At 64.6% G+C, this 26,526-nt stretch carries 17 protein-coding genes and 1 tRNA gene; 13 read left to right on the plus strand and 5 right to left on the minus strand.

Annotation, left to right across the window (positions count from 1 at the left end; all coding sequences use genetic code 11):
• Positions 1-155 precede the first annotated feature (155 nt).
• From ATE62_RS00295 to ATE62_RS00315, 5 genes are all read left to right on the plus strand, one after another.
• Positions 156-2,756, plus strand: coding sequence for a DEAD/DEAH box helicase (locus tag ATE62_RS00295; RefSeq protein ID WP_231736018.1), 2,601 nt, complete (start codon positions 156-158; stop codon positions 2,754-2,756).
• Positions 2,756-7,258: an N-6 DNA methylase gene (locus ATE62_RS00300; RefSeq protein WP_058807328.1), complete on the plus strand. Its 4,503-nt coding sequence runs from the start codon at positions 2,756-2,758 to the stop codon at positions 7,256-7,258. The genes ATE62_RS00295 and ATE62_RS00300 overlap by 1 nt, the downstream gene beginning before the upstream one ends.
• Positions 7,236-9,170, plus strand: coding sequence for a hypothetical protein (locus ATE62_RS00305; RefSeq protein ID WP_156420467.1), 1,935 nt, complete (start codon positions 7,236-7,238; stop codon positions 9,168-9,170). Before ATE62_RS00300 ends, ATE62_RS00305 begins: the two co-directional genes overlap by 23 nt.
• Before the next feature lie 3 nt (positions 9,171-9,173).
• Positions 9,174-9,950, plus strand: a complete 777-nt coding sequence (locus ATE62_RS22670) for an HNH endonuclease (RefSeq protein ID WP_082662537.1) — start codon at positions 9,174-9,176, stop codon at positions 9,948-9,950.
• Positions 9,951-10,363: 413 nt separating this feature from the next.
• Positions 10,364-10,702 carry a hypothetical protein gene (locus ATE62_RS00315; RefSeq protein ID WP_058807331.1) on the plus strand — a complete coding sequence of 113 codons (339 nt, stop codon included), beginning with the start codon at positions 10,364-10,366 and terminating at the stop codon, positions 10,700-10,702.
• Between the two features lie 328 nt (positions 10,703-11,030).
• On the opposite strand, the gene ATE62_RS00320 is transcribed toward ATE62_RS00315, so the two are convergent.
• The gene (locus tag ATE62_RS00320; protein ID WP_058818410.1) at positions 11,031-11,252 is read right to left on the minus strand and encodes a helix-turn-helix domain-containing protein; all 222 of its coding nucleotides are present in this window, start codon (positions 11,250-11,252) and stop codon (positions 11,031-11,033) included.
• 119 nt (positions 11,253-11,371) lie between these two features.
• On the opposite strand from ATE62_RS00320, the gene ATE62_RS23095 reads away from it, so the two are divergent.
• From ATE62_RS23095 to ATE62_RS00340, 4 genes are all read left to right on the plus strand, one after another.
• Positions 11,372-11,977, plus strand: coding sequence for a hypothetical protein (locus ATE62_RS23095; RefSeq protein ID WP_156420468.1), 606 nt, complete (start codon positions 11,372-11,374; stop codon positions 11,975-11,977).
• 97 nt (positions 11,978-12,074) lie between these two features.
• Positions 12,075-13,496, plus strand: coding sequence for an alpha/beta hydrolase domain-containing protein (locus ATE62_RS00330; RefSeq protein ID WP_058818402.1), 1,422 nt, complete (start codon positions 12,075-12,077; stop codon positions 13,494-13,496).
• 23 nt (positions 13,497-13,519) lie between these two features.
• Complete coding sequence (locus ATE62_RS00335; RefSeq protein ID WP_156420470.1) at positions 13,520-14,935, plus strand: alpha/beta hydrolase domain-containing protein; 1,416 nt, start codon at positions 13,520-13,522, stop codon at positions 14,933-14,935.
• Positions 14,936-15,043: 108 nt separating this feature from the next.
• On the plus strand, positions 15,044-16,396 hold the full coding sequence (locus tag ATE62_RS00340; protein ID WP_156420471.1) for an alpha/beta hydrolase domain-containing protein: 1,353 nt from the start codon (positions 15,044-15,046) through the stop codon (positions 16,394-16,396).
• On the opposite strand, the gene ATE62_RS00345 is transcribed toward ATE62_RS00340, so the two are convergent.
• Positions 16,393-16,986 carry a TetR/AcrR family transcriptional regulator gene (locus ATE62_RS00345; protein WP_058807337.1) on the minus strand — a complete coding sequence of 198 codons (594 nt, stop codon included), beginning with the start codon at positions 16,984-16,986 and terminating at the stop codon, positions 16,393-16,395. The genes ATE62_RS00340 and ATE62_RS00345 overlap by 4 nt on opposite strands.
• Positions 16,987-17,236: 250 nt before the next feature.
• Here ATE62_RS00345 and ATE62_RS00350 point away from each other — a divergent pair, with 250 nt between their 5' ends.
• From ATE62_RS00350 to ATE62_RS00365, 4 genes are all read left to right on the plus strand, one after another.
• Entirely contained in the window at positions 17,237-19,678 is a 2,442-nt protein-coding gene (locus ATE62_RS00350; protein WP_197411628.1) for a TonB-dependent receptor, read from the plus strand.
• A 157-nt stretch (positions 19,679-19,835) separates the two neighbouring features.
• A complete protein-coding gene (locus tag ATE62_RS00355; protein ID WP_197411629.1) occupies positions 19,836-21,362 on the plus strand; it encodes a carboxylesterase/lipase family protein in 1,527 nt (508 codons plus the stop codon).
• Positions 21,362-22,756, plus strand: coding sequence for an MFS transporter (locus ATE62_RS00360; RefSeq protein WP_058807340.1), 1,395 nt, complete (start codon positions 21,362-21,364; stop codon positions 22,754-22,756). The genes ATE62_RS00355 and ATE62_RS00360 overlap by 1 nt, the downstream gene beginning before the upstream one ends.
• Positions 22,757-22,788: 32 nt before the next feature.
• Positions 22,789-23,586 carry a phosphosulfolactate synthase gene (locus ATE62_RS00365; RefSeq protein WP_197411630.1) on the plus strand — a complete coding sequence of 266 codons (798 nt, stop codon included), beginning with the start codon at positions 22,789-22,791 and terminating at the stop codon, positions 23,584-23,586.
• Between the two features lie 239 nt (positions 23,587-23,825).
• On the opposite strand, the gene ATE62_RS00370 is transcribed toward ATE62_RS00365, so the two are convergent.
• The 3 genes from ATE62_RS00370 to ATE62_RS00380 form a co-directional block, all read right to left on the minus strand.
• A tRNA-Thr gene (locus ATE62_RS00370) sits at positions 23,826-23,900 on the minus strand.
• 68 nt (positions 23,901-23,968) lie between these two features.
• On the minus strand, positions 23,969-25,402 hold the full coding sequence (locus ATE62_RS00375) for an aldehyde dehydrogenase family protein (RefSeq protein ID WP_058807342.1): 1,434 nt from the start codon (positions 25,400-25,402) through the stop codon (positions 23,969-23,971).
• 11 nt (positions 25,403-25,413) lie between these two features.
• On the minus strand, positions 25,414-26,526 hold the full coding sequence (locus ATE62_RS00380; protein ID WP_058807343.1) for an NAD(P)-dependent alcohol dehydrogenase: 1,113 nt from the start codon (positions 26,524-26,526) through the stop codon (positions 25,414-25,416).

A 26,526-nucleotide genomic window follows, 5' to 3' on the forward strand; every position in this document is an offset into this window, starting at 1 on the left:
CCCCCTCGCAACTTCAAACCGGGGACCTGGTGACTGCGCGGGGACGCGAGTGGATCGTGGTGAGCAAGCCAGGCGAAGGTCTTGTCCGCGTGCGACCGCTTTCAGGGTCGGAAGAGGATGCAATCACATTTGCACCGGCTCTCGAAGCCGTGCCGATGTCTAGCGCGGCGTTCGCGTTGCCGGCTGCCGAGCAAAGCGACACACAGGACGCAGCCCGTCTGCTGGCCGATGCCTTGCGGCTGTCACTCCGCCGCGGTGCCGGGCCGTTCCGCAGCGCCGCCCACCTTGGTGTCGAACCCCGCGCTTACCAACTGGTGCCGCTCCTGATGGCGCTTCGGCAAGAGGTGAAGCGGCTCCTCATTGCGGACGACGTAGGCATCGGCAAAACGGTCGAGGCCGGCATGATCCTGCGCGAGATCATGGATCGTGGCGAAGTCGATCGCTTCACCGTGCTCTGCCCTCCTCATCTGGTCGAGCAATGGGTCGAGGAGTTAGCGACCAAGTTCGACATCGACGCTGTCGCAGTAACTTCGGCGCGCGCGCGTTCGCTTGAGCGGGGGTTGGCGGTCTCGGAGAGCATCTTCACCGCCTATTCGGCGACCGTCGTCAGTCTCGATTACATAAAGGCCGAGGGGCGCCGCGCGGAGTTTGCGCGGGCATGCCCTCCGTTCGTAATCGTCGACGAGGCGCACACTTGCGTTGGCGGGGGCGAAGGCGGAACGCAGCAGCGCTATGCGTTGCTCCGCGAACTGGCCGATGACCCGACCCGGCATCTTCTGTTGCTCACAGCAACGCCGCATAGCGGCGATCAGGAAGCCTATCAGCGACTCCTTGGGTTGCTCGATCCCACGCTCGCCGTGCCCGACACAGGTGAAGCCTGGCGCAGACGACTGGCCCGGCATTTCGTTCAGCGGCGCCGGCCCGACATTCAGGACGGCTGGGGCGAGGCTCGTGCCTTCGCCAAAGCGCAAACCGCCGAGCTCCCCTACCAACTGACAGGGGCGCATCAGCGTTTTCAGGAAGACGTGCTCGATTACTGTGTCGGCGTCGCCACCCGCGCCGACGGCGAGCGAGCCCGCCGATTGGCATTCTGGGGCACTCTGGCCTTGATGCGCTGCGTAGGCTCTTCCCCGGCGGCGGCGGCGAGTGCGCTTCGCAACCGATTGGGCGGCATGGCTGAAGAAGACGTGCTCGAACCGATGCTCCTCGATGAGGACGAAGGCACATTCAGCGACACCGACGTTGAGCCTGCTACCGCAATCGACGCGGAAGAACGTGCCGCGCTGGATGCCTTGATCGTCCAAGCCGATGCGCTTGCCGCGGCGCCGGAGAATGATCCCAAAATGCGCGCCTTGATCAAGGAAGCGAAGGCCCTGATTGCCAAGGGCGCGCGGCCGGTGGTCTTTTGCCGTTTCATCTCGACCGCCGATGCGGTCGGCGAGGCGCTCAGGTCAGCGTTCAAAAAGCACGACGTTCAGGTCGTGACGGGGCGGCGGACGCCCGAGGAACGACGTGCTCGCGTCGAAGCGATGGTGGATAGCGATCAACGAATCCTGGTCGCCACCGACTGCCTATCCGAAGGCATCAACCTCCAGATGCTGTTCGATGCCGTCATCCACTACGACCTCAATTGGAACCCGACCCGCCATCAGCAGCGCGAAGGACGGGTCGACCGCTTCGGCCAACAATCGCCGACGGTTTGGGCGGTCATGATGTTTGGCGAGAATTCGATGATCGACGGCGCGGTTATCGAGGTCATCACCAACAAGGCAAAGCGCATTCGCGAGGCGACGGGGGTCACCGTGCCGGTGCCCGAAGACAGCGCCAGCGTTACCAGCGCGCTGATGCAGGCAATGCTGCTCCGATCGAACAGTCCGCGCGCGCAGGGAGCCTTCGATTTCGGCGGCGCTACGACCGACGTGGAGACGATATGGCGCGATGCCGAGGAAAATATGAAGCGGAGCCGCGCAATCTTTGCCCAGAATGCCCTGAAACCCGAGGAGGTGCTCCCCGAATGGCAGCGTCTTCGCGCCCTCAACGGCGGCCCTGCCGAGGTCGAGCGGTTTACACGCCGCGCGCTGTCGCGCCTCAACGCCGCACTGGGGCAGGACGGGAATTATTGGCGTCTGCATTATGACCGCCTCCCGCAACGTGTGGGCGAGCGGCTTGCCGCACGCGGCCTTACCGGCGCCCGCGCGATCAGCTTCGCCGACATGCCGCCGCCCGATGTCGCGCACGTCGGGCGCGTCCATCCCCTCGTCGCGATGCTGGCCGAGACGATGGCGGAAGGCGCGCTCGATCCCGGCGGAGTCGATGGCGAAGCTCCGCTGGGGCGCGCCGGCGCGTGGCGGACGCGCGGCGTTGCTAAGCTCACCACGGTGCTGCTCCTGCGACTGCGCTTCACGCTGGTGACCAGCGGACGGCGCACGCTGCTGGCCGAAGAAGCGACCGCGCTGGCGTTCGATCCCGATGGAGAGGCAGTAAGCGGCGCGGATGCGTTGGCGCTGCTCGAACTGGAGGCTTCGGGCAACCTCGATCCCTCCGTCATCGCGCGTCAGGTGGAAGCCGCGCGCGGACGCGTCGCGGGCTATCAATCCGCGATCCGCGCCTATGCCGACGAACGCGCGGCAGCGCTCCGCGAGGACCACGACCGGGTGAAGGCCGCGACCCGCGGCGAAGGCGCGACGACCGAGGTCGCACCCGTGCTGCCCGCCGACGTGATCGGTCTCTATGTCCTCGTGCCGGAGGCGAACTGATGGCCCGGCATTTGAGGAAGGCGGCCGAACTCGGCCTCGACGCGATCACCATTGAAGGCGGGCTGATCGCGCCTGAACAGGTCGCTGCCATCGCAGGCGCGACGCGCGACGCGAAACTAGCTGCGAGTTACGAGGTGCCTAAGGGCCTGACGCTCGCGGACGAGATTTCGCGCTATTTCCGTATCGGGCAGGGTATCTGGCGCGGCTATGCCCGGATCGAAGCCCCGACGACGACGCAGACCGCCGCGTTCGTGCACGAGCTGCTGGCGAAAGTCTTTGGCTTCGACGATCTAGCCGGACCGGTCGAGCATCGGGAAGGCACCCGCCGCTATCGTATCGCGCTCGAGGCGCGCGGCGGCCGGGTGCCGATTGTAGTCGCACCGCCGGCGCAGGACGAACGCGGCCGGCCGATCGGCTTCACGCGCGCCTTGCCCGAATTCGGCGACGGCAGTGAAGGCCGCGCGCGACGCGCACCGATCGTGCTGCTCCAGGACTGGCTCAACGCCAATCCGAGCTTCTATTGGGGACTCGTCTTCGCGGGCGATCGCGTGCGGCTGATGCGCGACAATGCCAGCCTGACGCGCGCAGCATGGATCGAGGCCGATCTGGGCGCGATGTTCCGCGACGAGATGTTCGCGGACTTCACCGCCTGGTGGCTGCTCACCCATACCAGCCGCTTCGGTCCCGCCGGCGCGCCGCCCAGCAATGCGCCGCTCGAACAGGCGCGTGAGGCGGGGCTGAAGCAGGGCACCGCCGCGCGCGAGCGGCTGCGCGAAGGCGTCGAGGCGGCACTGACCGAGCTTGGCCAGGGGCTGATCGAAGAGAATCCCGCGATCCGCGAGCAGCTCGCCGCCGATCCCGCCACGACCATGCGATTGTTCGAGGAGCTACTGCGCACCGTCTATCGCCTGATCTTCCTCGCCGTTGCCGAGGAACGCGATCTGCTCCACCCGCGCACGACCGGGCGCGAAGCGCGTGCGCTGTATGAGGGCAGCTACAGCTTCGCGTTCTGGCGCGACCGCTCCGCACGCCGCGCCGCCTATGACGCGCACCATGATGCGTGGGAGGGGATGAAGGTCACCCTCGGCGCGCTCGAACAGGGCCAGCCGCTGCTCGGACTGCCTGCGCTCGGCGGCTTGTTCGCGCGCGGGGGCACGCCGACCATGAACGCCGCGCGCATCCCCAACCGCCGTTTCCTTCGCGCGGTCTGGAGCCTCGGCTTCATCGAGGTCGACAGCACCCGCACGCGCATCAACTGGCGCGACATGCGCACCGAGGAACTGGGTAGCGTTTATGAAAGCCTGCTCGAGCTACGCCCCACCCTGACCCCAGCGGGCGAATTTTCGCTCGCGGCCGCCAAGGGCAATGCCCGCAAGACCAGCGGCAGCTATTATACCCCCGACAGTCTGGTCGAAACGCTGCTCGACAGCGCGCTCGATCCGGTGCTGGAACAGGCCGAGGCAAATGGCGGCTTCGGCGCCATTCTCGATTTGAAGATCATCGACCCCGCGTGCGGCTCCGGCCATTTCCTGCTCGGCGCCGCGCGGCGCATGGCGGGCAAGGTTGCGCAACTGCGCGATCCAGATGCACCCGATGAACAGGCGGCGCTGCGCGATGTTGTCAGCCGCTGCATCCACGGCGTCGATCGCAACCCGATGGCAGTCGAACTCGCCAAGGTGGCGTTGTGGATCGAGAGCGTGTCGCCGGGGCAGCCTTTGGGCTTCCTCGACGCCAATATCCGCTGCGGCGATGCGCTGCTCGGCGTGTTCAGCCTCGACGCGCTGGAGGAAGGCGTGCCCGACGCCGCCTACAAGCCGCTGACCGGCGACGACAAGGCCACCGCTAACGGCCTAAAGAAGCTGAACCAGGCGGAGCGCGAATCCGGGCTGCTGCGCCTGGCGATCGAACCTGACAAGCTGAGCCGCTCCTTTCGGCGCTTCCACTCGATGCCGGAGACAACCCCGCGCGAAGTCGCGGCGCGCGCAGAGGAATATGCCCGTATCCGCCACTCCCCCGATTGGGTCGCGATGCGTCAGGCCTGCGATGCCTATGTCGCCGCTTTTCTGCTGCCCAAACCGCCGCTACCGAGCCCGCAGGCAAAACCGCTGGTGCCGACCACTCGCCACCTTCGGGACATCCTGTCGGGTGGAATGACGCTGGGCACTGGGGCGATGCAGGGCCAACTTGCCGCAACGGTCGACAGCGCCGTCTTTGGCGCCCGCGCGTTCCATTGGCCCATAGAGTTCCCCGACGTGCTGCTGCGGCCCGAGCGCGGCTTCGACGTCGTATTGGGCAACCCGCCTTGGGAAGTCGTGCAGCTTGGCGAGGAAGAGTATTTCGAGAGCCGAGCGCCCGAGATTGCCGAGATGAAGGGAGCGAGCCGCAAGCGAGCGATCGCCGCGCTGGAGACCGAGCGCCCGGAGCTATTCGCCGAGTTCGCGCGCGACAAGCGTCAATTCGAGGCGATGAATGATTTCGCCCGGGCCAGCGGAAGGTTCGAACTGACCGCGCGCGGCAAGGTGAACACCTATGGACTGTTCGCCGAGCATTTCCTCAATCTGACCCGAGAGCGCGGCCGCGCCGGGGTGATCGTGCCGACGGGTATCGCCACCGACGCAACCACCGCGCCCTTTTTCGGCCATCTGGTCAGCGCGGCGCGGCTAGCGAGACTGTGCGATTTCGAGAACCGCGAGAAGCTGTTCCCGGCTGTCGACAGCCGGATGAAGTTCTGTCTGCTGACCGTCGGCAGCGAGGTGCGCGAGACCGAGTTCGCCTTCTTCCTTGCCGATCCGGCGCACCTCGAGGACGACCGCCGCCGCTTCACCCTGTCGCCGCACGACATCGCGCGGATCAATCCCAATACGAAAACCGCCCCCGTCTTCCGCGCGCGCGAGGACGCGCGGCTGACCGCCGCGATCTACGACCGCGTGCCGGTGCTCATCGACGAGGCGAAGGGGGCGGCGGGTAATCCGTGGGGCGTCGAGTTCCGCCAAGGCCTGTTCAACATGACCAGCGACAGCGGCCTGTTTCGCACCGCCGCGCAGCTTGCCGGCGAGGGATGGGTGCGTGACGGCACCGACTGGGTGCGCCCCGACGCCGCCCAGCCGCGCGCGCCGGGTTTGGCGATGACCGGCGGCCGCGACACGCACCACCTCGACCTCTCGACCGGCAGCAATGCCCCCGCCGAGGCGCGCTACGCTCCCCTCTATGAAGCCAAGATGATCCACCAGTTCGACCACCGCTTTGGTGACTACGGCTCTCGCGGTGACGATCGAGGCTATCGGGTCATGCCCGAGACGCCGATCGAGCGCTACCAAGACCCCACATTCGAGCCTGAGCCATTCTATTGGGCGCCGGACCGCGACACAGATGAACGTCTCGGTCGCTTCACTAATTTGAGATGGTTGTTGACGTTCAAGGATGTGACCGCTCCCACCAACGAGCGGACCGTGATCATGTCTGCAATCCCCAGAGTTGCCGTAGGACACACATCGCCGCTAATGTCCAGTGACCAGCCAGCGCCGCGTCAGGCAGCGCTGCTCGCTAACCTCAACTCACTCGCACTTGATAACATGGCGCGCTCCAAGGTCGCCGGTCTCCATCTCACCTACGGTTACCTCAAGCAATTCCCCGTCCTCCCCCCCGCCGCCTACACCGAAGCCGACCTCGCCTTCATCGCCCCGCGCGTGCTGGAGCTGAGCTATACCAGCCACGCCATGGCTCCCTTCGCGCGTGACTTGGGCTATGATGGCGCACCCTTCGCCTGGGACGAGGATCGCCGCGCGCAGCTGCGTGCCGAGCTCGACGCCTGGTATGCGCTCGCCTATGGCCTGACCCGCGACGAGCTACGCTATGTGCTCGATCCCAAGGACGTGATGGGCGCCGACTACCCATCCGAAACCTTCCGCGTCCTCCAAAAGAACGAGATCGCCAAATATGGCGAATACCGCACCCGCCGTCTCGTCCTCGCCGCCTATGACGCGCAGGTCGCGGCGGCACCCGATACCGTTTCGCTCGCCGATAGTCAGTGGCAGGGTGTGATCAACGACGAGTTGGACGTGCGCCTGCTTCTTGCGGCGATCCTCAAGCGGATGCGACAGCCCCGTCCACTACGCGAGGTGACCTTCGCCTTCCTCTATGCGGCGCAGCCCCATCTGTTGACGCCGCATCTCACCGCCGCTGCGGCAGCAGAATGGCAGCGGCTCGTCGGCGATGCCGCGACGCTGCCTGTTTCGTCAAGTGTGCCATCCTTTTCGGCTTCTCGGCTTGTGCATTTCGCCACGGCGCAGGCGCAACTCGCAGCACGGCGTGCATGGCGCTTCGACGTCGAAACCTCTACCGTTGAACGCGGGGCAGCAATCTATGACAATCTGCTGCCGTCATGGGCCGAGGGCCGCGCGGACTTCGTCTGGCACGCGCTTCGTTCGATCAACCTTGATGCGTCCACGGCTGCGCTGAGCCAAGAGGAGCGAGCCTTCGTTGCCCAAGCCGCCGCAGCCTGATCTGTTCGCAACCTCGTTGGATGGCTTTCAGGCCACGGGCGGTAATGGACCACGCCTATGGATCAGGCGGCTCGTGATATGGGAAAAGATGGATGATCCTCCAGTGCGGGATATCCGGCTGCGCCCCGGTCTCAACATCATATGGTCACCTGATGCCGAAGGAGAGGCTGGCCACATGGGGCATGGCGGGGGCAAGACCAGCTTCTGCCGCCTAATCCGTTATTGCCTGGGCGAAGATAGCTACGGCACCGATGCCCAGCGTCAGCGCATCGCCAACGCCATGCCCGACTCCTATGTCGGCGCGGAGGTCATGCTCGACGGTGAATTGTGGAATGTCATTCGCCCGATCGGCGCCGGTGCCGGAAACAGCAGACATTACGCGCAGCAGAGCGGGTCGCTGGATGCTTTGGCCAAAGGCGAGATTCCCAATTCGACTATCAGCCCTCTGCGCCAAGCGATTGCCAGTGCGGTATTACCCTCTGCGGCGCCGTATATGCCGACCGGCAGTAGTCTCGACGACGCCTGGGAATCGACACTTGCTTGGCTGACCCGCGATCAGGAATGCCGCCTGCTCGATATCCTCGACTGGCGTGCACCGGAAACCCAGTCGCGCTCTCCCTCTCGGAACATGTCCAAGCCTGATCGCGTGCGGGTGATCCGGCTATTGCTGAAAGCGCTCCAGCAGGACGAAATCGACGCATTGAGGCGGGCGCAAGAACACCAGCGCAAGGCCGAGGAGGCAGCGCGGCGGAAGCAGCGGGTTGAATGGGTGCGCGATGATGTGGCCCGAAACCTGCAAGATATGTTCGGAGGAGATCCCGGAGAAAATGCCACAGTCGATCTATGGGTCGACAGGGCAACAGCAGCCGCCGGCGCCGAACAGCTGCGAGCCGACCCGCAGATCGAACAGAAACTGCAGGAGGCGGCGAAGCTCGTTGAGGACAAGGAACGAGAACTTCGAACGATCGAAACTCGCTTAACGGAGATCGACGCGACCCTACCCGAAATTGATACGGCTATTCGAGCACTAGATGTTCAGGTGCCTCGTGCGGCTGCTGGCGCTCAAGACGCATCAAATCCGCTATGCCCCACCTGTGGGGAGCCGATGCCACCCCGAGCACAGCAATTTTTCGATCAACAAGTTGTGCTGCTGACGCGCCTGCGTGAAGACCACGGCAAGGCGGTTGATCGGAAAAGCAAACTTCTCGACGAACAAAGGACGTTGAAACCTGATGCCGCCATCGCACGCCAGCGGTTCGAGCAGTCGAAGTCTGCGCATAAAGCGCTGGAAGAAATCGCGACAAAGTCCAAAGAAGCTCTCGCATCCGCGACCGGCTACGTCACGCTGACGAAGCGATACCCTGAATATCTTGTGGCAATCACCAAGCATGATGTGGAGTTTCAGCGCGAACGCGCTGCCGAGGTAAGGGAACGAAGCTCGGCCGCATCCATCCGCCGGGAAGCGCAAGCGATCGTGGAGCGGCTATCTTCCTTGTTTGATATGACGATACGCTTTCTGGTCCCCGAGGGCGCCCACGGCAGCGTGCAGCTTACTGAAAATGGAATCCAGCCGGTGATATCGCTTCACGGTGATTTGACGACTGCAGCCGTCGATTCGCTAAAGGTCGTCGCGTTTGACCTCGCAGCTCTGCTATTGACGATGGAAGGCAAAACCGAACTGCCGGGGTTCTGGTTGCACGACAGTCCCCGTGAGGCAGACTTGGGACTTGGCATCTATCATCGGATTTTCGATCTGGCTCTATGGCTGGAGAGTCGGTCGGACGAGCCACAGTTTCAATACATCATCACCACCACGACGGCGCCGCCAGAGAAGCTCCGGGAGCAACCTTGGACGGTGTTGCACCTGAGCAGTGCACCGCGGGACTCGCGACTGTTCAGAAAGGACCTCTAGGACGTGCTGTCGACCCAATCACGCGCCCGTGTCATTTCTGCTGCACTACGTTCTGAGCTGAACGAGGCGGCCTATAATCACGGGTATCGTAGCGAGTATGGCGAAGCCGATGGCTGGCTCTATTTCCGATCCGATATCAACGTTCCAGGCGAAATCGGACTGGCGGTGGCCGAGGATGGCAAGGCGTGGTTCCTGTCAGTAGGGCATTTCGGCGTTGCTGCGGAGCTCGATGCGCCCCCTGCAGAACCGGTCCCGCAGGGTATGCGGGCCGCATTCGGGTTCGCCGAACAGAGTGCGCTTCGCACCGCTTTGCACCGAGCGTATGCGCTCGCCAGCACGCTGCCGACGCTTCCGCTTCACGAGTTTGAAGCGGCCGTCGCCGGGCTTGGCGACACCGAGGTCGAGCGTCTGACCCGCATGCGGATAGGTCAGGATCATTTTCGCCGTGCGCTGCTGGGCTATTGGGACGCGCGCTGTCCCCTGACGGGAATCGACGAGCCAGCGCTGCTTCGCGCGAGCCACATTGTGCCCTGGGCCGAATGTGCGAGTGATGCGGAGCGGCTCGACGTTCACAATGGTCTGTTGCTGGCGGCACATTGGGACGCTGCGTTCGATTCAGGGCTGGTGGCGTTCCACGATGACGGGGCCGCCCTATTCGCGCCAGCCCTGGGCGAAGCAGCGCGAGCCGTGCTCGGCACCCCGCCGATCCTGCCGCTTACGGCGGCGCATCGATCCAACTTGGCATGGCACCGACAGCGATACGGCTTTCAAACTACCTAGTCGTTCGATGTGCCGGCACGGAGCCTGCATCGGCGAAGTCTTCTTCGCGGGTCCGGGCGTATCCCCCTACGACAAGCGTCGCTCGTAACACCGGGGCCACTCGAAATTCTTGATCTGGTTAAGAATTGTCACCTGATTTTTATCTCGAAATCGCACATGTTACCTCGTCGAAACAGCAACGAGGTATGGTAGCCGCGAACGTAAATGGGCAAATCGGGGATAGTTCAGGCATACAGTCCGCCGTTTCGAGGCGTGTGGAGGCATGGCGTCACCGTCAGGCTCCGGCATAGACACAACCCGTTGCAGAGATTGCATTTGCCAACATTTGCCATTGGACATCTGAAGAAGTCGCCGACAGTTGGTCCTCCTTCCGCCGCTCCCAACCCGGGAGCTGCCTTGAAGGAGATTGTTCATTGGTTAGACTCAGAAACCTACAGCCGCTCGCAGTCCGCGGTCTTGAGATCGCTTATCGCTTCGAGCACGGTGCGGCAGAGCTGTCGTTGGAGGAGTGGCTTTTGACTCTCTCTGACCGAGGAGCTCGCCTCGCAGCATTAACCGATCTCCTGGGCGACGCAGCGTTGTTCGACACTGTGACCGATCACGAAGACGCACAAGCGCTGCGCATCGCAGTAGAGGTGATCGATACAGTCGCGACAATATGTCGAGATCGTGAGCTTGAGGTAGCTGACATTGTCGCGGGGCTAATGGGCGAAGCAGCGATGGAGAAGCAGACGGTGTTCGACACCGGGTGAGCCGACAATGCGACGCCCGAATGCCGATCTAAGTTCGAGACTGGCAATGGGAGACAGTCAGTGGCTCGCCCGACGCCCACGCACGCTACAGCGTCCTTTGGATTGTCGATCATTGGTGCGAGCCGGAGGGGCACGAATTATCCCCGCGCGCCCTCTCACCTCCACGCCGTAGATACGGCTGCGATTGCATCCAGGTCGGTTTCGGGAATGAGAGGTCCTAGCTCGAATTGCGTTCTGCCACCCGGATCGCGCCGATCAGCCGGGTGTTCGCGCATCCGACCCATCCACTTAGCTTTTGGTGCTGATCGCTTTCGAGCCGACCTCGACGCTAATCAGCTTCGTCAACCATCCGCAATAGATCGACGGGTGCCGCGCCGAGTGGTCCACTCAACTCATGGAGAGTCAGGACGGTGGGGTTACGGCGGCCTCGCTCCAAGCCGCTGATGTATTGCTGGCTGACGCCTGTTGCGTCCGCAGCCTGCTCCTGTGTCAGCCCCTTAGACAGCCGGAGCCGTCTGAAATTGAGTCCGACCTGAAGGCGCACGTCCATGGCGCACCCCTGCCGCAGCAGGGGGTTGAAATTTATCAACTATAATATGTAACGGTGCCCCACGTTCGTTGCCCCTTCGCCCTCGGAAAAGGGGGCATTCACATCGCGGGGTAGTTTCAATGGTGGAAAATTGTCCGGCTTGTGGTGCGTCAGCAGTCGCCGCCGATGAAGCTTGCCAGCGCTGCGGCCAACGATTTGGACTGTCCACCGATCTTTCGCGTGGTGTCGGCGGGGACAGCGCTGCTCGTGCGCTGGGCGTCTTTGGGGGAATTGCTCTGCCGTTCTTCGGCGTCATCTTTCTTCTCAGCCAGTGCGATCGCTCAAGTGCATCTCTGGATGAACCGGCGGTTGCTCCGGTCAGTATGGATGACGATCTTAAGGTCGCGAAGGATCGCCTCGATCACGCCGTTGACGCTTGTAAAAATGGCGCTAGCGGCGGCGACCCGACCGGAAAATACGCCCTAGCGGAAGTCGATATCGCAATGGCCGACAACATCGACAATGTTTCCCCTGAGCAGGAATGGCGGATCAGAAAGTCCATCGGAGCGGAGATGGGGCTGGCGCCGTCGGAAGTGGATGGCTGGAAGGATATCTACCGAGGTCGCGCTGAACAGGCTCGAAGGCTGCTCAAGGAGCGCGACGACGCCCTTCAGCGGACGCGAGTTGAATTATGCCAGGCCATCCCCGCGCTACGAGAGAAATATGAAAGCCTAGGCGGACGGTAGCGTCGCCTAGTATCCTCCTGCAGATATATACTTGCTTGATGGCAAGCAAGTATATATCTGCAGGCTGGGTTGCGGGAGAGAACAATTGGATCGCCGGATGTTCGGGCAATATATTGGTGCGACGGCGGCGACCGCTTTGGCACTCCGCGCACTCCCCGTTGAGGCGGCCTCCCAAACAGCGTTTGAAGGGCCGATCGTCGGCGGAGTGCGTGACCGGATTTTCGGGGCGTATGCCTACGATCTTGCGGCACATGGCTATGTCGAGGAAGAATATTTCTTATCCGGCATGGCGGAATCCTACGCCCCGGATGGCGACCTTGGACCGGACGGCGCCTGGACGGTCCGGCCCTATCGATCATCGGGTTTCAAAACTCGGGTCGTTATCCAGCGCCCGCGCGATCCTGCGCGTTTCAACGGCACGCTCATTTGCGAATGGACCAACGTGTCGGCGGGCTTTGAAGTCTCGTCGGCGGTGAACCAGCAGTTCTGGAAAGACGGCTATGCTTATGCCGCCATCTCGGCGCAGCGCATGGGTCTTGAAGGGACGAAAGAACGCCCGCTCGGCGTCAAGCAATGGGATGCCGAGCGCTACGGATCGCTGGCAATCGAGGGCGATAGCTTCTCCTACGACATCTTCTCGCAGGTTGCCCGCTCACTTGGGCCGAAACGCGCGACGCGCGGCTTGGACCCGATGGGCGGACTTGCGGTGAAGCGCCTCTTCGCGCTTGGCGAATCGCAATCGGCGGCGCGGCTTCTGTCCTATGTCAACGCGGTGCACCGGCTCGCCAATGTCTTTGATGCCTTCATGATCGTCGTTGCTGTCGGGCGCTCGACCGAGTTCGGCGACTTTGTCTACGATCCGGCGAAGACGCTCGACGAGAACAATAATATCCGCCGCGCGCGGACGGTGCAGACGCATGTGCGCACCGACCAGAAGGTGCCGGTGCTGATCGTCAATTCAGAGACCGAAACGCCATATTTCGTCGCGAGCCGCCAGCCCGACACCGAGTGGTATCGCTTCTGGGAGGTCGCGGGCGCGACCCATGCGTCGGCGATCGGGGGCGGGCGGCGACCTGACATCTCGGCGCGCGACGGGGTGCCGAACATGGCGGCCCGCTGGCCGAAGATGGTCGATCTTTTTCCGATCCTCGAAGCGGCCGCGGTGGGTCTCGACCGCTGGTTGTCGGGCGGCGCATCGCTCGGTCGCTTCGACCGGATCGAAGTTTCGGGCGATAAGAATGCTCCCGTTATCGACGACTTCGGCAATGCGAAGGGCGGCGTCCGCCTGCCCGAAATCATGGTGCCCGCGGCGCGATATGTCACGCAGACGAACGACGCCGCCGGGCGGCTCGAGCCTTTCGACGCAGCGACGCTGAAGGCGATCTACCGAGACGACGCTGATTATGCGGCGCGGATCGCAGCGGTGGCCGACTGGGCGCTGGAGGCGGGGCTGATCCTGCCGCGCCACCGCGACCATTATGTCGCCAAATCCGCCGGCGGCCCGACCCCCTTCTATTGATCGACAAGGAGCGGATGATGCGGATGAGCAGACGCAGTTTTGCCGCGACGGCGCTAGTGGGGGCGGCGCTCGGCGCGATGGGGGTCGGCGCCCGCGCGGCGGAATACGCGGGCGCCGGGCTTCGCCTGATGCCCGTGGTGGGACGCGGCCGGATATTCGGCACGACGCTGACCGACCTCGCCGCGCGAGGCTATGTCGAGGAGGAATATCTGCTGAGCGGCGAGGCTGAGCGCTATGGCGTCGCGGGCGTGCTGAACCCCGACGGCAAATGGACTCTGACACCCGGCGAGCGGCGCCCCTATGTGACGCGCCTCTATGTGCGGCGGCCGAAGGATCCGAAGCAGTTCAACGGCACGATCCTCGTCGAATGGCTGAACGTCAGCCTCGGCTTCGACGTTGGCTTTCTCGACGGCGACGGGCTCTACGACGGCTTCGCCTATGTCGGGGTGACGCCGCAATATGGCGGCGTGATCGGCGAGGGTGACATGCCGCAGGGGCTGAAGAGTTGGGACGCTGAGCGCTATGCCATGCTCGTTCATCCCGGCGACGACTGGTCCTACGACATCTTCACCCAGGCCGGGCGGGCGCTGCGCGCCAATAGTGCGCGCGGGCATCCGCTCCACGGCTTCAGGGTGAAAAAGCTGATTGGCGCAGGACTGTCGCAATCGGGCAGTCGCATCCTCGCCTATGCGAACGGCGTCCAGCCGCTCGCGCGGACCTATGACGCGCTGATGCCGATGCTTTGCGCGGGCGCGGCGGCGCCGTTTGAGGGCGGCGCGGCGCCGGGTGTCGCCGCGGCGCGGGCGCGGCCGTTGTTTACGCGGGTGCGCGACGATCTCTCCGTTCCCGCGATGCAGCTCAACACCGAGTTCGAGGCTCCATTCTTCCGTCCGAACCGCCAGCCCGACACGCCCTCCTATCGCAGCTGGGAAGTCGCGGGAGCGTCGCACGGTCCCGCCGAGCTGCTCAAGATCATCCACGGCAAGGAGGATCGCGACGGCGTCGGCAGCCGCTGGCACGCCTTCGATGCGGCGAGCAATGTGTCGTGGCAGCCGACCTCCGACGCCGCGATCCATCACGTCCATCGCTGGCTCGCCGGCGGTCCGCCGCCGCCCGCACAGCCGCCTATCGCCTTCGAGGCCGACGGCAAGACGATCTCGCGCGACGCGCATGGCAATGCGATGGGCGGGGTGCGACTCCCCGAGCTTCAAGTTCCGATCGCGAGCTACAGAGGGCAAGGGACGAAGCATTTCCTCGCGGGCGAAACGCATCCCTTCGCAACTGACGAACTGAAGCGGCTCTACCCGAACCACATGGACTACGTCGACCGCGTCACCACTGCCGCCAATGCCGCGCTCGCGGCAGGCGTCATCCTGCCTGCGCGCGCGGAGGAATATGCCGCGCAGGCGCGCGCCGCCGACATTCCGCCGACCAATTGATCATTCGGAGATGAAGACATGCTGTCACGCCGAGAATTTGCCCTGACCGCGGCCGCCGCTGGAACTGTCGCCCTTACCGCGACCGCCGCCGCTGCGAAATCGCCCGCCGTGACGAAAATCGAAGGCCCTGTTTCAGGTGGCAAGCGCGGCCAAATTTACGGCGCCTTCTATGGCGATATGGTGGCGCACGGCTATGTTGAGGAGGAGTATTTCGTCTCGGGCACGGCGCAGAGCTTCAAGCCGGTCGGCGAATTGACGAAGGATGGGCGGTGGAAGGTCGCCCCCGATGCCCGCGCCGCATACAAGACGCGCGTCATCGTTCACCGCCCCAAGGACCCCGCGAGGTTCAACGGCGTCGTAATGGCAGAATGGACTAACGTTTCAACCTTCAGCGATCTCAACAATGCGGTAAACCAGAGCTTCTGGCAAAGCGGCTATGTCTATGTCGCGATCTCGGCGCAGCGCGTCGGGATCGAGGGGCTCGACAGCGTGCCGACCGCCGGGCTGAAGGCGTGGGACAGAGATCGCTACGGCGGCCTCGTCCATCCGGGCGACGCCTTTTCCTATGATATCTTCACCCAGGTGGCGCAGGCGCTGGTCTCGGCGAAGGGACGGAGCGGCCCAGATCCGCTCGCCGGACTCAACGCCAGGCATGTCATCGCGACCGGCGAGTCGCAGTCGGCGGCGCGGCTCGCGACCTATATCAACGCGGTGCATCCGCTCGCGCAATTCTTCTCAGCCTTCATCCCCTGCGTGCTCGTCGGCGGCGGCAGCGAGCTGGCGAACCCCGAGATCATTCCGGGCGAGAGCGCGGCCGACTACAACAAGCGCTTCTTCGCGCGCATCGTCGAGACGGTGATCCGCGATGACCTCGACGTGCCGATCCTGGTCATGTTGTCGGAAACCGAAGCGCGCATGCACCGCGTGCCGCCGCAGGCGGATGCCGCGAAGCTGCGCCTTTGGGAGCTGGCGTGCAGCGTCCATGGCTCGGCGTGCGATACCGGCTATCGCGCGAGCGTCGCGGAGCGCGACGGGATCAAGGATTCGGTCGGCGGCTCGGACGCGCGGATGGTGCGCTTTATGCCGACGATGGCGGCCGCGGGGCTCGCGCTCGTCCGCTGGAAGGAGGGCGGTGCGCCGCTCGCGAGGCATCCGCGACTGCTGCGCGGCGCGACGCTCCGCGATATCGTCACCGACGTCCACGGCAATGCGCTCGGCGGCGTGCGCCTGCCCGAGGTCGAGGCACCGACGGCGATGTTTGACACCAAGACGTCGCCCGCGCGCGGCGGGCGTAAGCCGCTCGCCGAAGACGCGCTGCGGCGGCTCTACCCGACCGACGAGGCTTATAGGGACGCAGTCCGCGCCGCGGTCGACGGCGCTTTGCTTGGCGACCTGATCCTGCCCTATCGCGCCGAGGAATATCTCGCCGAGGCTGCGAAAGGCCCGGTCGCGGCGGGTTAGGGTTTCAGCCGCTCGGCGACCTGCGTCAGATAACCGTCGAGGATGCTGACCAGGTCGAGCGCGGGGTCGGTGAAATGGACCAGCGCCGACCCGCGGCGGAACAGCAGCAGCGCCTGCGCCTCGACCTCGACGTCGATGTCGCTGCGCACGTCGCCACGCGCAATCGCCTCGCGCAGGCTGTCGGCGATGCGCGAGACTGTCGCCTGGTTGTAGCGCGCCATGATCTTTGCGAGTTCGGGGTCGAACATCGCGCCGAGGAAGAGCGCATAAAGCGCGCGCGTGCGAAAGGAATCGGCGCCTTCCGCGGCCAGCGCACGCCCCCAGCGCGCGCGCATCGATTCGATGCCGGGTTCGGCGTCGGGGTCGGTGATCGCGGCGAGCGAGTCGCGCGTGATATGCTCGACGACGCGCGCGAGCAGCGCTTCCTTGGTCTCGAAATAATGGCCCGGCAGGCTGCGGCTGTATCCTGCCTCGTGCCCGACCTCGGCGAGGGTGAAGCCGTTCGCGCCCTTTTCGGCGATCAGCTTGACCGCTGCCGCGAGCAACCGGCTTTCGGACTCCTGCCGCCGTTCTTCCTGCGTGCGCCGCACCCAACCCCCTGAATCATTGTCCCGAAAACGACCCGTCTATGGGCCTTGGCAGGGGCCTAGGCAAGCATTGGCTGGCTGGACAGCAAAAACTTGCTTGACAGCCAGCCAGTAAATTGCGAGTTCCAAAATTGACACATGCTCAACTTTGAACGAGCAGGGAGGGAGAGGGATGACTGGGAAGCAGGACGGCGCCCGCGGCGCATGCAATTTTCGGGCGGCCTTGCTGGCCGCGGCCGGCCTGGCGGCCCTGATGCCGGCAGCGGCGTTCGCGCAGGCTACGCCGCCTGCCGACGAAGAGCAGGCCGCCAGTGACGCCGATCCGACGATGATCATCGTCACCGCGCAGCGCCGCGAGGAATCGATCCTCGAAACGCCGGTCGCGGTCAGTGTCGCTTCGGGCGAAATGCTGCGCGAGAAGGATGTCAGCACCGCGCCCGACCTGATCAAGGTGACTCCCGGCCTCACCGCGCAGCTCGGCGCCAACCAGTCGCGCCGCACTTCGCGCTTCGCAATCCGCGGGCAGGGCACGACCGGCCTTGCCGGTGTCGCAACCTATTTCGCCGAAGTGCCCGACATCGGCACGCCCTTTTATGACCTGCAGAATGTTCAGGTGCTCAAGGGGCCGGTCGGCACGCTGTTCGGCCGCGTCACCACCGGCGGCGCGATCCTCTTCACGCCGCAGATGCCGGGCGACGAGTTCGAGGGCTATGGCAATTTCAAGGTGGGCCAATATGGCCGCCGCGACCTCGAGTTCGGGGTTACCGTGCCGGTTGCGCCTGACCTCTTGACCGTCCGCCTCGCGGGGCAGTTCCTCAAGAGTAGCGGCTTTTCGCGTAACCTCTACAACGACAGCCGGCAGGACGGCCGCGACGGCCAATCCTATCGCGCCATCGTCAAGTTCACCCCTGCCGACTGGCTGACCAACACGACGATCCTCGTCGCCGACTATGTCGAAGACCCGACGCGCTCGGGTGTCGCGACGATTGCGCGCCAGTTCAACTCGGGCAGCGCCGCGCTCAATCGCGGCAACACCCAGCGCATCGCGCCGATCATCGCGCAGCTGAACGGTATTGCCTGCCCCGGCAATATCTGCCCGACCTGGCTCGAATATGCGCAGGGTCAGGTGGTGGCGGCAGCAGGCCGTTCGCCCTATGTCGTGAACGAAAACAATGTCAATTACGGCAATCCGAACTCGCGCCAGCTCGGGCTGATCAACACCACGGTGGTCGAACTCAGCCCCGATATCTCGATCAAGAATATCTTCAGCCGCCAGCGCACCAAGGGGCAGGGGCCGACGTCGGTTAATATCGACGGCCTCGGCCTGCCGATGCTCGAACAGATCAACGCGACGCGCGGGCCGAGCGACGGGCTGACCGAGGAACTGCAGCTGCAGGGCAGCCTGTTCGACGACCTTATCGAGTTCACGACCGGCGGCTATTATGAGAAGAACTGGACGCCCTTCTATCTTGGTGGCTCCAACGTTTTCTACGGCGGCTATATCGCGCAGTCGACAACCGCGGCGGGCTGCGGCGCGCTCGGCGCGCGCGCTGACGCGGGACCCGACGGCGCCTTCTATTGCTGGACCGGCGCTCAGACGACGGTGAGCCGGACGCGCGGCATCGACAAGGCGCTCTACGGCCAAGCGACGATCAACATCACCGACCAATTCTCGCTGACCGGCGGCTATCGTTATACGTGGAGCAGCCGCAAGTCGGCGTCGCAGACGATCTCGTCGCTCTCGCCGCTGCTCGTCAATGGCACGATCGCGTCGCAGATGTTGACGATGAATGGCGCGCCGCCGTTCCTCGTCCCCGGCTCGCGGATCCGGTCGATCCCCGGCGAGACCTATTTCACGGTGAAGTCAGAGAAAGGGACCTATACGCTCGCCGCGCAATATCAGTTCTCGAAAGACTTCATGGTCTATGCCACGACGCGCAGCGGCTATAATCCGGGCGGCCGCAACAGCCGCTTCGCGCCGGGGTTTGAATTCTATGCGCCCGAGACGGTGACCGACTACGAGATCGGCACCAAGATCGGCTGGCATTCGGGCGATCTGCGGGGCCTCGTCTCGTTCGACATCTTCCGCGACAATTACAACAATGCCCAGCGCAGTGTGACCCAGCCGGTCAATGGCACGCCGACGGTGTTCCTCGCGAATGTCGCCAAGGCGCGAATTCAGGGCTTCGATTTCGATGCCAACGTCAATTATGGCTGGTTCAATCTCGGCGCCTTCGTGACGCTGACCGACGGCAAATATCGCGAATATCCGAACGGCGGCAATTTTCCGCAATATCCGGTCGCAACCTTCCCCGACCTTACCTTCTTCAACCTTGCGGGCATCTCGAAATGGGTGTGGGGCATCCGGCCGACGATCAACTTCGGCAAGATGGGCGGCGATATCCCGGACATATCGCTGTCGGGCAATATCTACCACCGCGGCACCTTCTATTCGAGCGAGCCCAACACCGATATCGAGGCGCAGCGCACGATCCCGGCAAACACCCAGCTCGACCTCCGGCTCGACTGGCGCAACATCGCCGACACCAATTTCAGCGCCGCCTTCGCGGTGACCAACGTCACCAACTTCAACGGCAAGGTCGGCGGCAACGAACTGCGAGCGACGAACGGCATCAATATCGATGTCTATGCGCCGCCGCGTCAGTGGTATCTCGAACTCAATTATCAATTCTGAGCGATCGAATACCGGCAACCTGGCGGTGCCGGTCGATGGGGAGGCGTCCATGACAATCAGGTCAACATTGCCATTGGCGCTTCCCCTTCATCGCCGCCGCTTCCTCGGCGGCGCGGCGGGGCTGGCGGCGGCTGTCACGGTGGGCCGAGCGAGGGCGATGGACGACTCAATGGAGCTGATCGAGACGACGTCTGGCAAGGTGCGCGGGACCCGTGACCGCGGCGTCCGCATCTTCAAGGGCATTCCTTATGGTGAGCCGAAGGGCGGCGCGGCGCGCTTCCTGCCGCCGCAGCCCTTCAAGCCACGCGGTGCGGTGATCGAGGCCGCGGCCTATGGCCCGAGCTGCCCGCAACTCGGCGGGCGGGGATTGTCTGGCGCTGAAGACTGCCTGGTGCTCAACATCTGGACGCCGGCCACCGACCGGGCGAAGCGTCCGGTGATGGTCTATCTCCACGGCGGCGGTTTCCGCACCGGATCAGGGTCGCTTCCGATGAGCGACGGGACGCATCTCGCACTGACCGAAGATGTGGTTGTCGTCTCGCTAAACCACCGTATCGGCCCGCTCGGCTATCTCTATCTCGGCGATATCCTTGGCGGCGTTTACACATCGGGCAATGCTGGCAATCTCGACCTGATCCTCGCGCTACAATGGGTTAAGGACAATATTGCGGCCTTCGGCGGCGATCCGGGCAATGTCACCATCTTCGGCGTGTCGGGTGGCGGCAAGAAGATCAGCCATCTGCTTGCGATGCCCGCCGCGGAGGGCCTGTTCCATCGCGCGATCGTGATGAGCGGGGCGCTCTCGACCGCAATCGAGCAGCCTGCCGCGACGGCTTATACAGAACGCCTGCTAGCGAAGCTTGGTCTTGACTGCGCGCGGGCACGTGAATTGCTCACCATGCCCGCCGCGCCGATCCTCGAAGCCGTCGCGGCTCTGTCAAAGGCCGGGCAGGACCCCGAGGGCGGCTATGGCGGCGGCGGTGGCCCGCAACCGCTCGTCGACGGCGTGACCCTGCTCCAGCATCCCGGGGCGGCCGTCGCAGCGGGCGCGTCCGGGACGATCCCCACCATGATCGGCAGCACGCTCGACGAACCGATTGCCGGCTATCAAGGCCCCGAAGGCCTGAAGCAGCTCGAAACGATGACCCTGGCCGAAGTGCGCGCACGGCTCGCCGACGGTCCCTTCGTCAAGCTCGGTGATCGCACCGATGCGGTGCTCGCGCACTACCGCAAAATCTGGCCCGGCCTTTCGGCTGGCGCGCTGATGGTGCGTGTCGAGACCGCGGGCAGCTGGCGCTATCTCTCCAACAAGCTCGCCAATGCCAAGGCGTCGGCCAAGGCGGCGCCGACCTTTGTCTATGTGATGACCTATGCCGGCGGGACGACCGATGGCCCGCGTGGCGCGGGGCATGGGACCGACGTGCCGCTCGTCATGGGCAATTACGACAATCTCACCGAGATGAGCCGCACGCCGTGGTTTGCGGATTCGCCACAGGTTGCCGAGATGAGCCGGATCATGGGCCGCACCTGGGCCGGCTTTGCGCGCCATGGCAAACCCGACAATGAGCTGCTTCCGCACTGGCCCGCCTACACCGCGAAAAAGCGCGAGACGATGCTGCTCGAGGTGAAGCCGCATGTCGTGGACAACCCGTTCCAAGACCGGGAAGCGATGGGAGCCCTCTGATGGCAAGCACGGCCGCGTCCGAGATCACGCCCGCTGCAGCCGCACCCGCGCGTCTCGATCGTCCCGGCCTCGCCTGGGCGTTGTTCGAGGGCGGGCGCATTCCTTACGTCGTGATGCTCGGCGTCGTCTTCATGCCCTATTTCGCGAAGACTGTCGTCGGCGACACAGTCGCGGGGCAGGCCGAGGTCGCGAATTTCGCCAAATATGCGGGCTTCGCCGCCGCCTGCACTGCGCCGTTGCTCGGCGCGCTGCTCGACCAGCGCGGGCGCCGCAAGCCGTGGATCGTCGCCTTCATGGCGATTCTCGTCGCTGTCGTCGCCTCGCTCTGGTTCGCAAAGCCCGGCGGCGCCGGGCTGCCGATCGCGGTGATCGTGACGCTGCTGGTGCTCGGCAAGCTCTTCTACACCTACACCGAGATGCTCCATAATTCGCTCCTCGCCGTCGCCGCATCGGGCGGGTCGATGGCGCGGCTCTCGGGCCTGTCGATCACCATTGGCTCGTCGAGCGGTTTCCTGTTCCTGATCTTCATCCTCCTCGCGCTCGTGCAGCCGGAGGTGCCGCTCTTCGGGCTCGACACCGCCAGCTTCCAGCATCTGCGAATTGTCCCAGTCATGGCGGCGCTGCTACTGATCGCGGCCAGCGTGCCGCTCCTGCTCTACGCGCGTGACTATCCGCCGACGAACAAGAGCTGGGGTGCGTCGTTCGGCGGCGCCTTCGCCTATCTTGGCGGGCTTGCGCAGCATCTGAAGGCACGGCCCAACGCCGCCAAATTCCTGCTCGCGCGGATGATCTATGCCGACGGCATCACCGCCATCTCGATCTTCACCGGCGTGCTCGCGGCAGGAGTGATGGGGTGGAGCGCGACCGAGCTTCTTCTGCTCGGCATCGGCCAACTGGCGGCGGCGGCGACCGGGGCCTTTTTTCTCGCGCGGCTCGACATGCGCATCGGGTCGAAACGGACGTTGCAGATCATGCTCAGCGGGATGATTCTAGCGCTGCTCATCATCGTCGGCACATCGCCCGACCGGATCTTCTTCGTGCCGCTCGACGGCAGCCCGCTCGCCTGGGACGGGCCGGTCTTTGCGCGCGTCACCGATATCGTCTTCCTCGTGCTACTTCTCACCATGACCGGGCTGACCTCGGGCACCACCGCGTCGAGCCGCGCGCTGCTCGCATCGCTCAGCCCCGCCAGCGAGGCGGGCGCCTATTTCGGCCTCTATGCGATGGCCGGCACCGTTACCGCCTGGCTCGCGCCACTCGCGATCGGCTGGGCGACCGCGGCCACTCAATCCCAACAAGCCGGCTTCGTGCCGGTGATCGTCCTGCTGGCCATCGGGCTGGCGCTGCTCTCGACAGTAAAGCCGTCCGAGGCACCTCAGAAAGAAAATCCATGAATATCGAGCGCCCGCTTCAGGAGCAGAAGAGCATGACCGACGCCAGGGAGAGGGCGTTCAGCGACATCGTGCCGATCGTCGAGCCCAAGCCCAAGCCGCGCAGCGTCGGGCTCACCGAAATCCGCTCGCCCGCCTATTCGCTCCACCAGCTGACGGGGATCGTCGAGGGGCTCGGCGACTTCATCGACAGCGTCAAATGGACCTGCGGCACCCAGCGCCTATTGAGCCGCGATACCGTGAAGGAGATCAACGCCTATCTCCACGCCAATCAGATCGAGGTGTCGACCGGCGGGCTGATCGAAACTGTGCTGCCCCTGGGCGAGGTCGCGGTCCACCGCTATCTCGAACAGTCGAAGGAACTCGGCTTCGACATCGTCGAGCTGTCGTCGGCGCTCGTCTCGATCTCGGTGCAGGACAAGGCGCGGCTGGTGAAGGCGGTCAACGCGCTCGGCATGAAGGCCAAGCCTGAGATCACCGGATGGAGCCCCGGCGACCGCGGCAAGGTCAGCGCCGAGAAGATGATCCGCGAGGCCGAGGCGATGGTCGAAGCCGGCGCCTGGACGATCATGATCGAAGAGGACGGCCTCTTCTCGAGCGGCAACAGCGCCAACGACGAAAGCGACTGGAACCGCGACGCCGTGTGGCGCATCGCTTCCCGCCTGCCCGAGGAAATGCTCTATTGGGAGGCCAGCTCAGTGACGATCATCCGCTGGCTGCTCAACAGCTTCGGCTCGGACGTCAATATCTTCGCCGGTGCCGAGGATCTCGGCTATATCGCCGCCTTCCGTTCGGGCACTTTCGCGATGAATATTGCGGCGTTCAACGGCTGAATAGAGGGGAACAAGCCCGCCAGTTTCAAGGTGAGAATTTGGCGGGATGCGGGACCCAGAATAGCGCGAGGGAAACCCGATCCGTCGCGCCATTGGGTTTACACCATATCGCTAAGTCTTTGATTTATAATCAGTCGATTTCTCGATAGTTTACACAAAAATCGATGAATTTCCGCTGATGTCGTAAGCTTGGGAAGCTTCTGCTCTACCATTGAGCTACACCCGCAATCCGCGGAAAATGGTGCCGCTTCAGGACTCGAACCTGTGGCACCATCATTACGAATGATGTGCTCTACCAACTGAGCTAAAGCGGCAACGAGGGGCGCCTCTAACAGCGACGCCCCGCGAACACAAGCGCCCGAACGCGGCGCGCGCCAGATTCCTAAGCGGGCGCGGACGCCTTCTTTCGCCGCACGATCGTCTGCGCATTGGTATATTCGAGCAGGCCTTCGAGCCCGCCCTCGACCCCGACGCCCGACTGCTTCATCCCGCCGAAGGCCGCGGTGGGCGACAGGTGCTGGGTTTCGTTGACCCAGACGGTGCCGCTCGCGATCCGCTGGGCGATTTCGAACGCCTTGTCCTCGTCCTGCCCCCACACCGACCCGCCGAGGCCATAATCGGTGGCATTGGCGCGCGCGACGACATCGTCGAGATCGTCGAACTTCAGCAGCGGCAGCACCGGGCCGAACTGCTCCTCCTGCACGATGCGGCTGTCCTCGGGCGGGTTGTCGAGGATGGTGACCGGGATGAAATAGCCCGGCACATCGGCCGCTTCGCCCCCGAGGAGGAACTTGTATCCCTTGTCCCTGGCGTCCGCGATGAGCTCGAGCACGCGGCGGTATTGCGCTTCGTTGTTGATCGGGCCGATCTGCGTGCCCTGCTCGGAGCCGTCGCCGACCTTCACCGTCTTGGCATAGACGACGAGCGCTTCCTTCAGCGGTTCGTAGATGTCCTTGTGCACATACATGCGCTTGGTCGCGATGCAGATCTGGCCGTTGTTGCGGAAGGCGGCCCAGAAGAGCTCCTCGGCGACCTTTTCGACGTCGACGTCGGGCATCACGATCGCGGCGTCGTTGCCGCCGAGTTCGAGCGTCACGCGCTTGAGCGTCGGCGCCGCCGATTCCATCACGCGCCGCCCGGTCGCGGTCGACCCGGTGAAGCTGATCTTGTCGAAGCCGGGGTGCGCGGTCATCCACGGCCCCAGCGTGTCGCCGCCGGTGACGATGTTGAGCACGCCCGGCGGCAGCATGTCCTTGACCAGCTCGCCGAACTTCAAGGTCGCGAGCGGGGTGAAGGGCGAGGGTTTGAGCACCATCGTGTTCCCCGCGAGCAGCGCCGGGCCGACCTTGAACATCGCCAGGATCATCGGGAAATTCCACGGTGCGATCGCGCCGACGACGCCGAGCGGCACGTGCCGCGTCTCGCTGTAGCGATCGTCGCTGTCCTCGTTGACCGTCACCGGCAGGTCGAGGCTCGCGGCGCCCATCAGCCAATAGCCCGCGCCCATGATCTCGCCCTCGGCCTCGGCGTGCGGCTTGCCCTGTTCGGCGGTGAGCAGGCGCTTGAAGGCGTCGGCGTGGGCCATGACCGCCTGCCCCATCGCGACGAGCGCCGCCTTGCGCTCGGCGATCGGGGTCGCGGCCCAGCCCGGAAAGGCGGCGCGCGCCGCGGCGATCGCGCGGTCGAGATCCTCGGGCGTCGCATCGGGCGCGCTGCCGATCGCCTGTTCGGTCGCGGGATTGAGCACCTCGAAACTTGCGCTGCCGCCATCGAGCCGGCCGTCGATCAGCATCGCATAGTCGCGGTCGAAATCCATATTTCGTCTCCTCAGGGTATCAGCACGACCTTGATGCATTCGCCGCGCGCCTGCGCCGCCAGCGCCTCGTTGATCTCGGCGAGCGGGAAGGTCCGGATCAGCCGGTCGAAGGGAAAGCGCCCCGCGGCGTGATGCGCGATCAGTTCGGGGATGAACGCCTGCGGGTCGCTGTCGCCCTCGATGATCCCGATAATGCGGTGCCCGGGGGTCATCAGCGCGGCGATGTTGACGCTGAGCGCCGCCTCGCGTTTCGACGGCACCCCGACGAGCCCGATCGCACCGCGGCTGCCGAGCGCGGCGAGCCCCGCCTCGATCACCGGCACGACGCCGCTGGTATCGAAGGCGAAGTCGAGCCCCGCGGGCACGATCGCGCGCAAGGCTTCGCTCAGATTCTCCACCGGGCCGGGGTCGATGACATGCGTCGCACCGAGTTCCAGCGCGATGTCGCGCCGCGCCGCGACCGGCTCGACCAGCACGATCGTCGAACAGCCCTGGATCACCGCACCCATCACCGCCGCGAGCCCGACCGGCCCGCCGCCGAAGATCGCGATGCTCGACCCCGCGGGGCAGGCGAGCGAGTTCATCACCCCGCCCGCTCCGGTCTGGAAGCCGCAGCCGAGCGGCCCGAGCAGTTCGAGCGCGACCTGCGACGTATCGACCTTCACCACATTGCGCGCGCGCGTGACGGTGAGCGCCGAAAAGGACGACTGGCCGAAGAAATGCGAGGTTACCCGCTCGCCCCCCTTCGCATAGGCGGTCGACCCGTCGTCGAGCCGCATGCCGGCATAGTTCAGCGGCACGAAGCTCTGGCAATAGCTCGGCAGATGTTCGTCGCAGCGCGGGCAGGCGCCGCAGCTTGAGAAGCCGACCACGACTTCGTCGCCGACCGCGAGTCCCTCGACGCCCTCGCCGACCGCCTCGATCACCCCGGCGCCCTCGTGGCCGAGCACGCCGGGCAGCGCGAAGGGGGCGAACTGGTCACGAAAGATCAGGTCGGTGTGACAGAGGCCGACGCCGGCGATACGCACCCGTACTTCGCCCGCGCGCGGCGTTTCGACCTCGATCATCTCCACCGAGAAATCGCTGCCGGGTTGGCGCACCACGGCCGCCATCGCTTTTGTCAT

Source organism: Sphingopyxis sp. HIX (assembly GCF_001468285.1).
GTDB lineage: Bacteria > Pseudomonadota > Alphaproteobacteria > Sphingomonadales > Sphingomonadaceae > Sphingopyxis.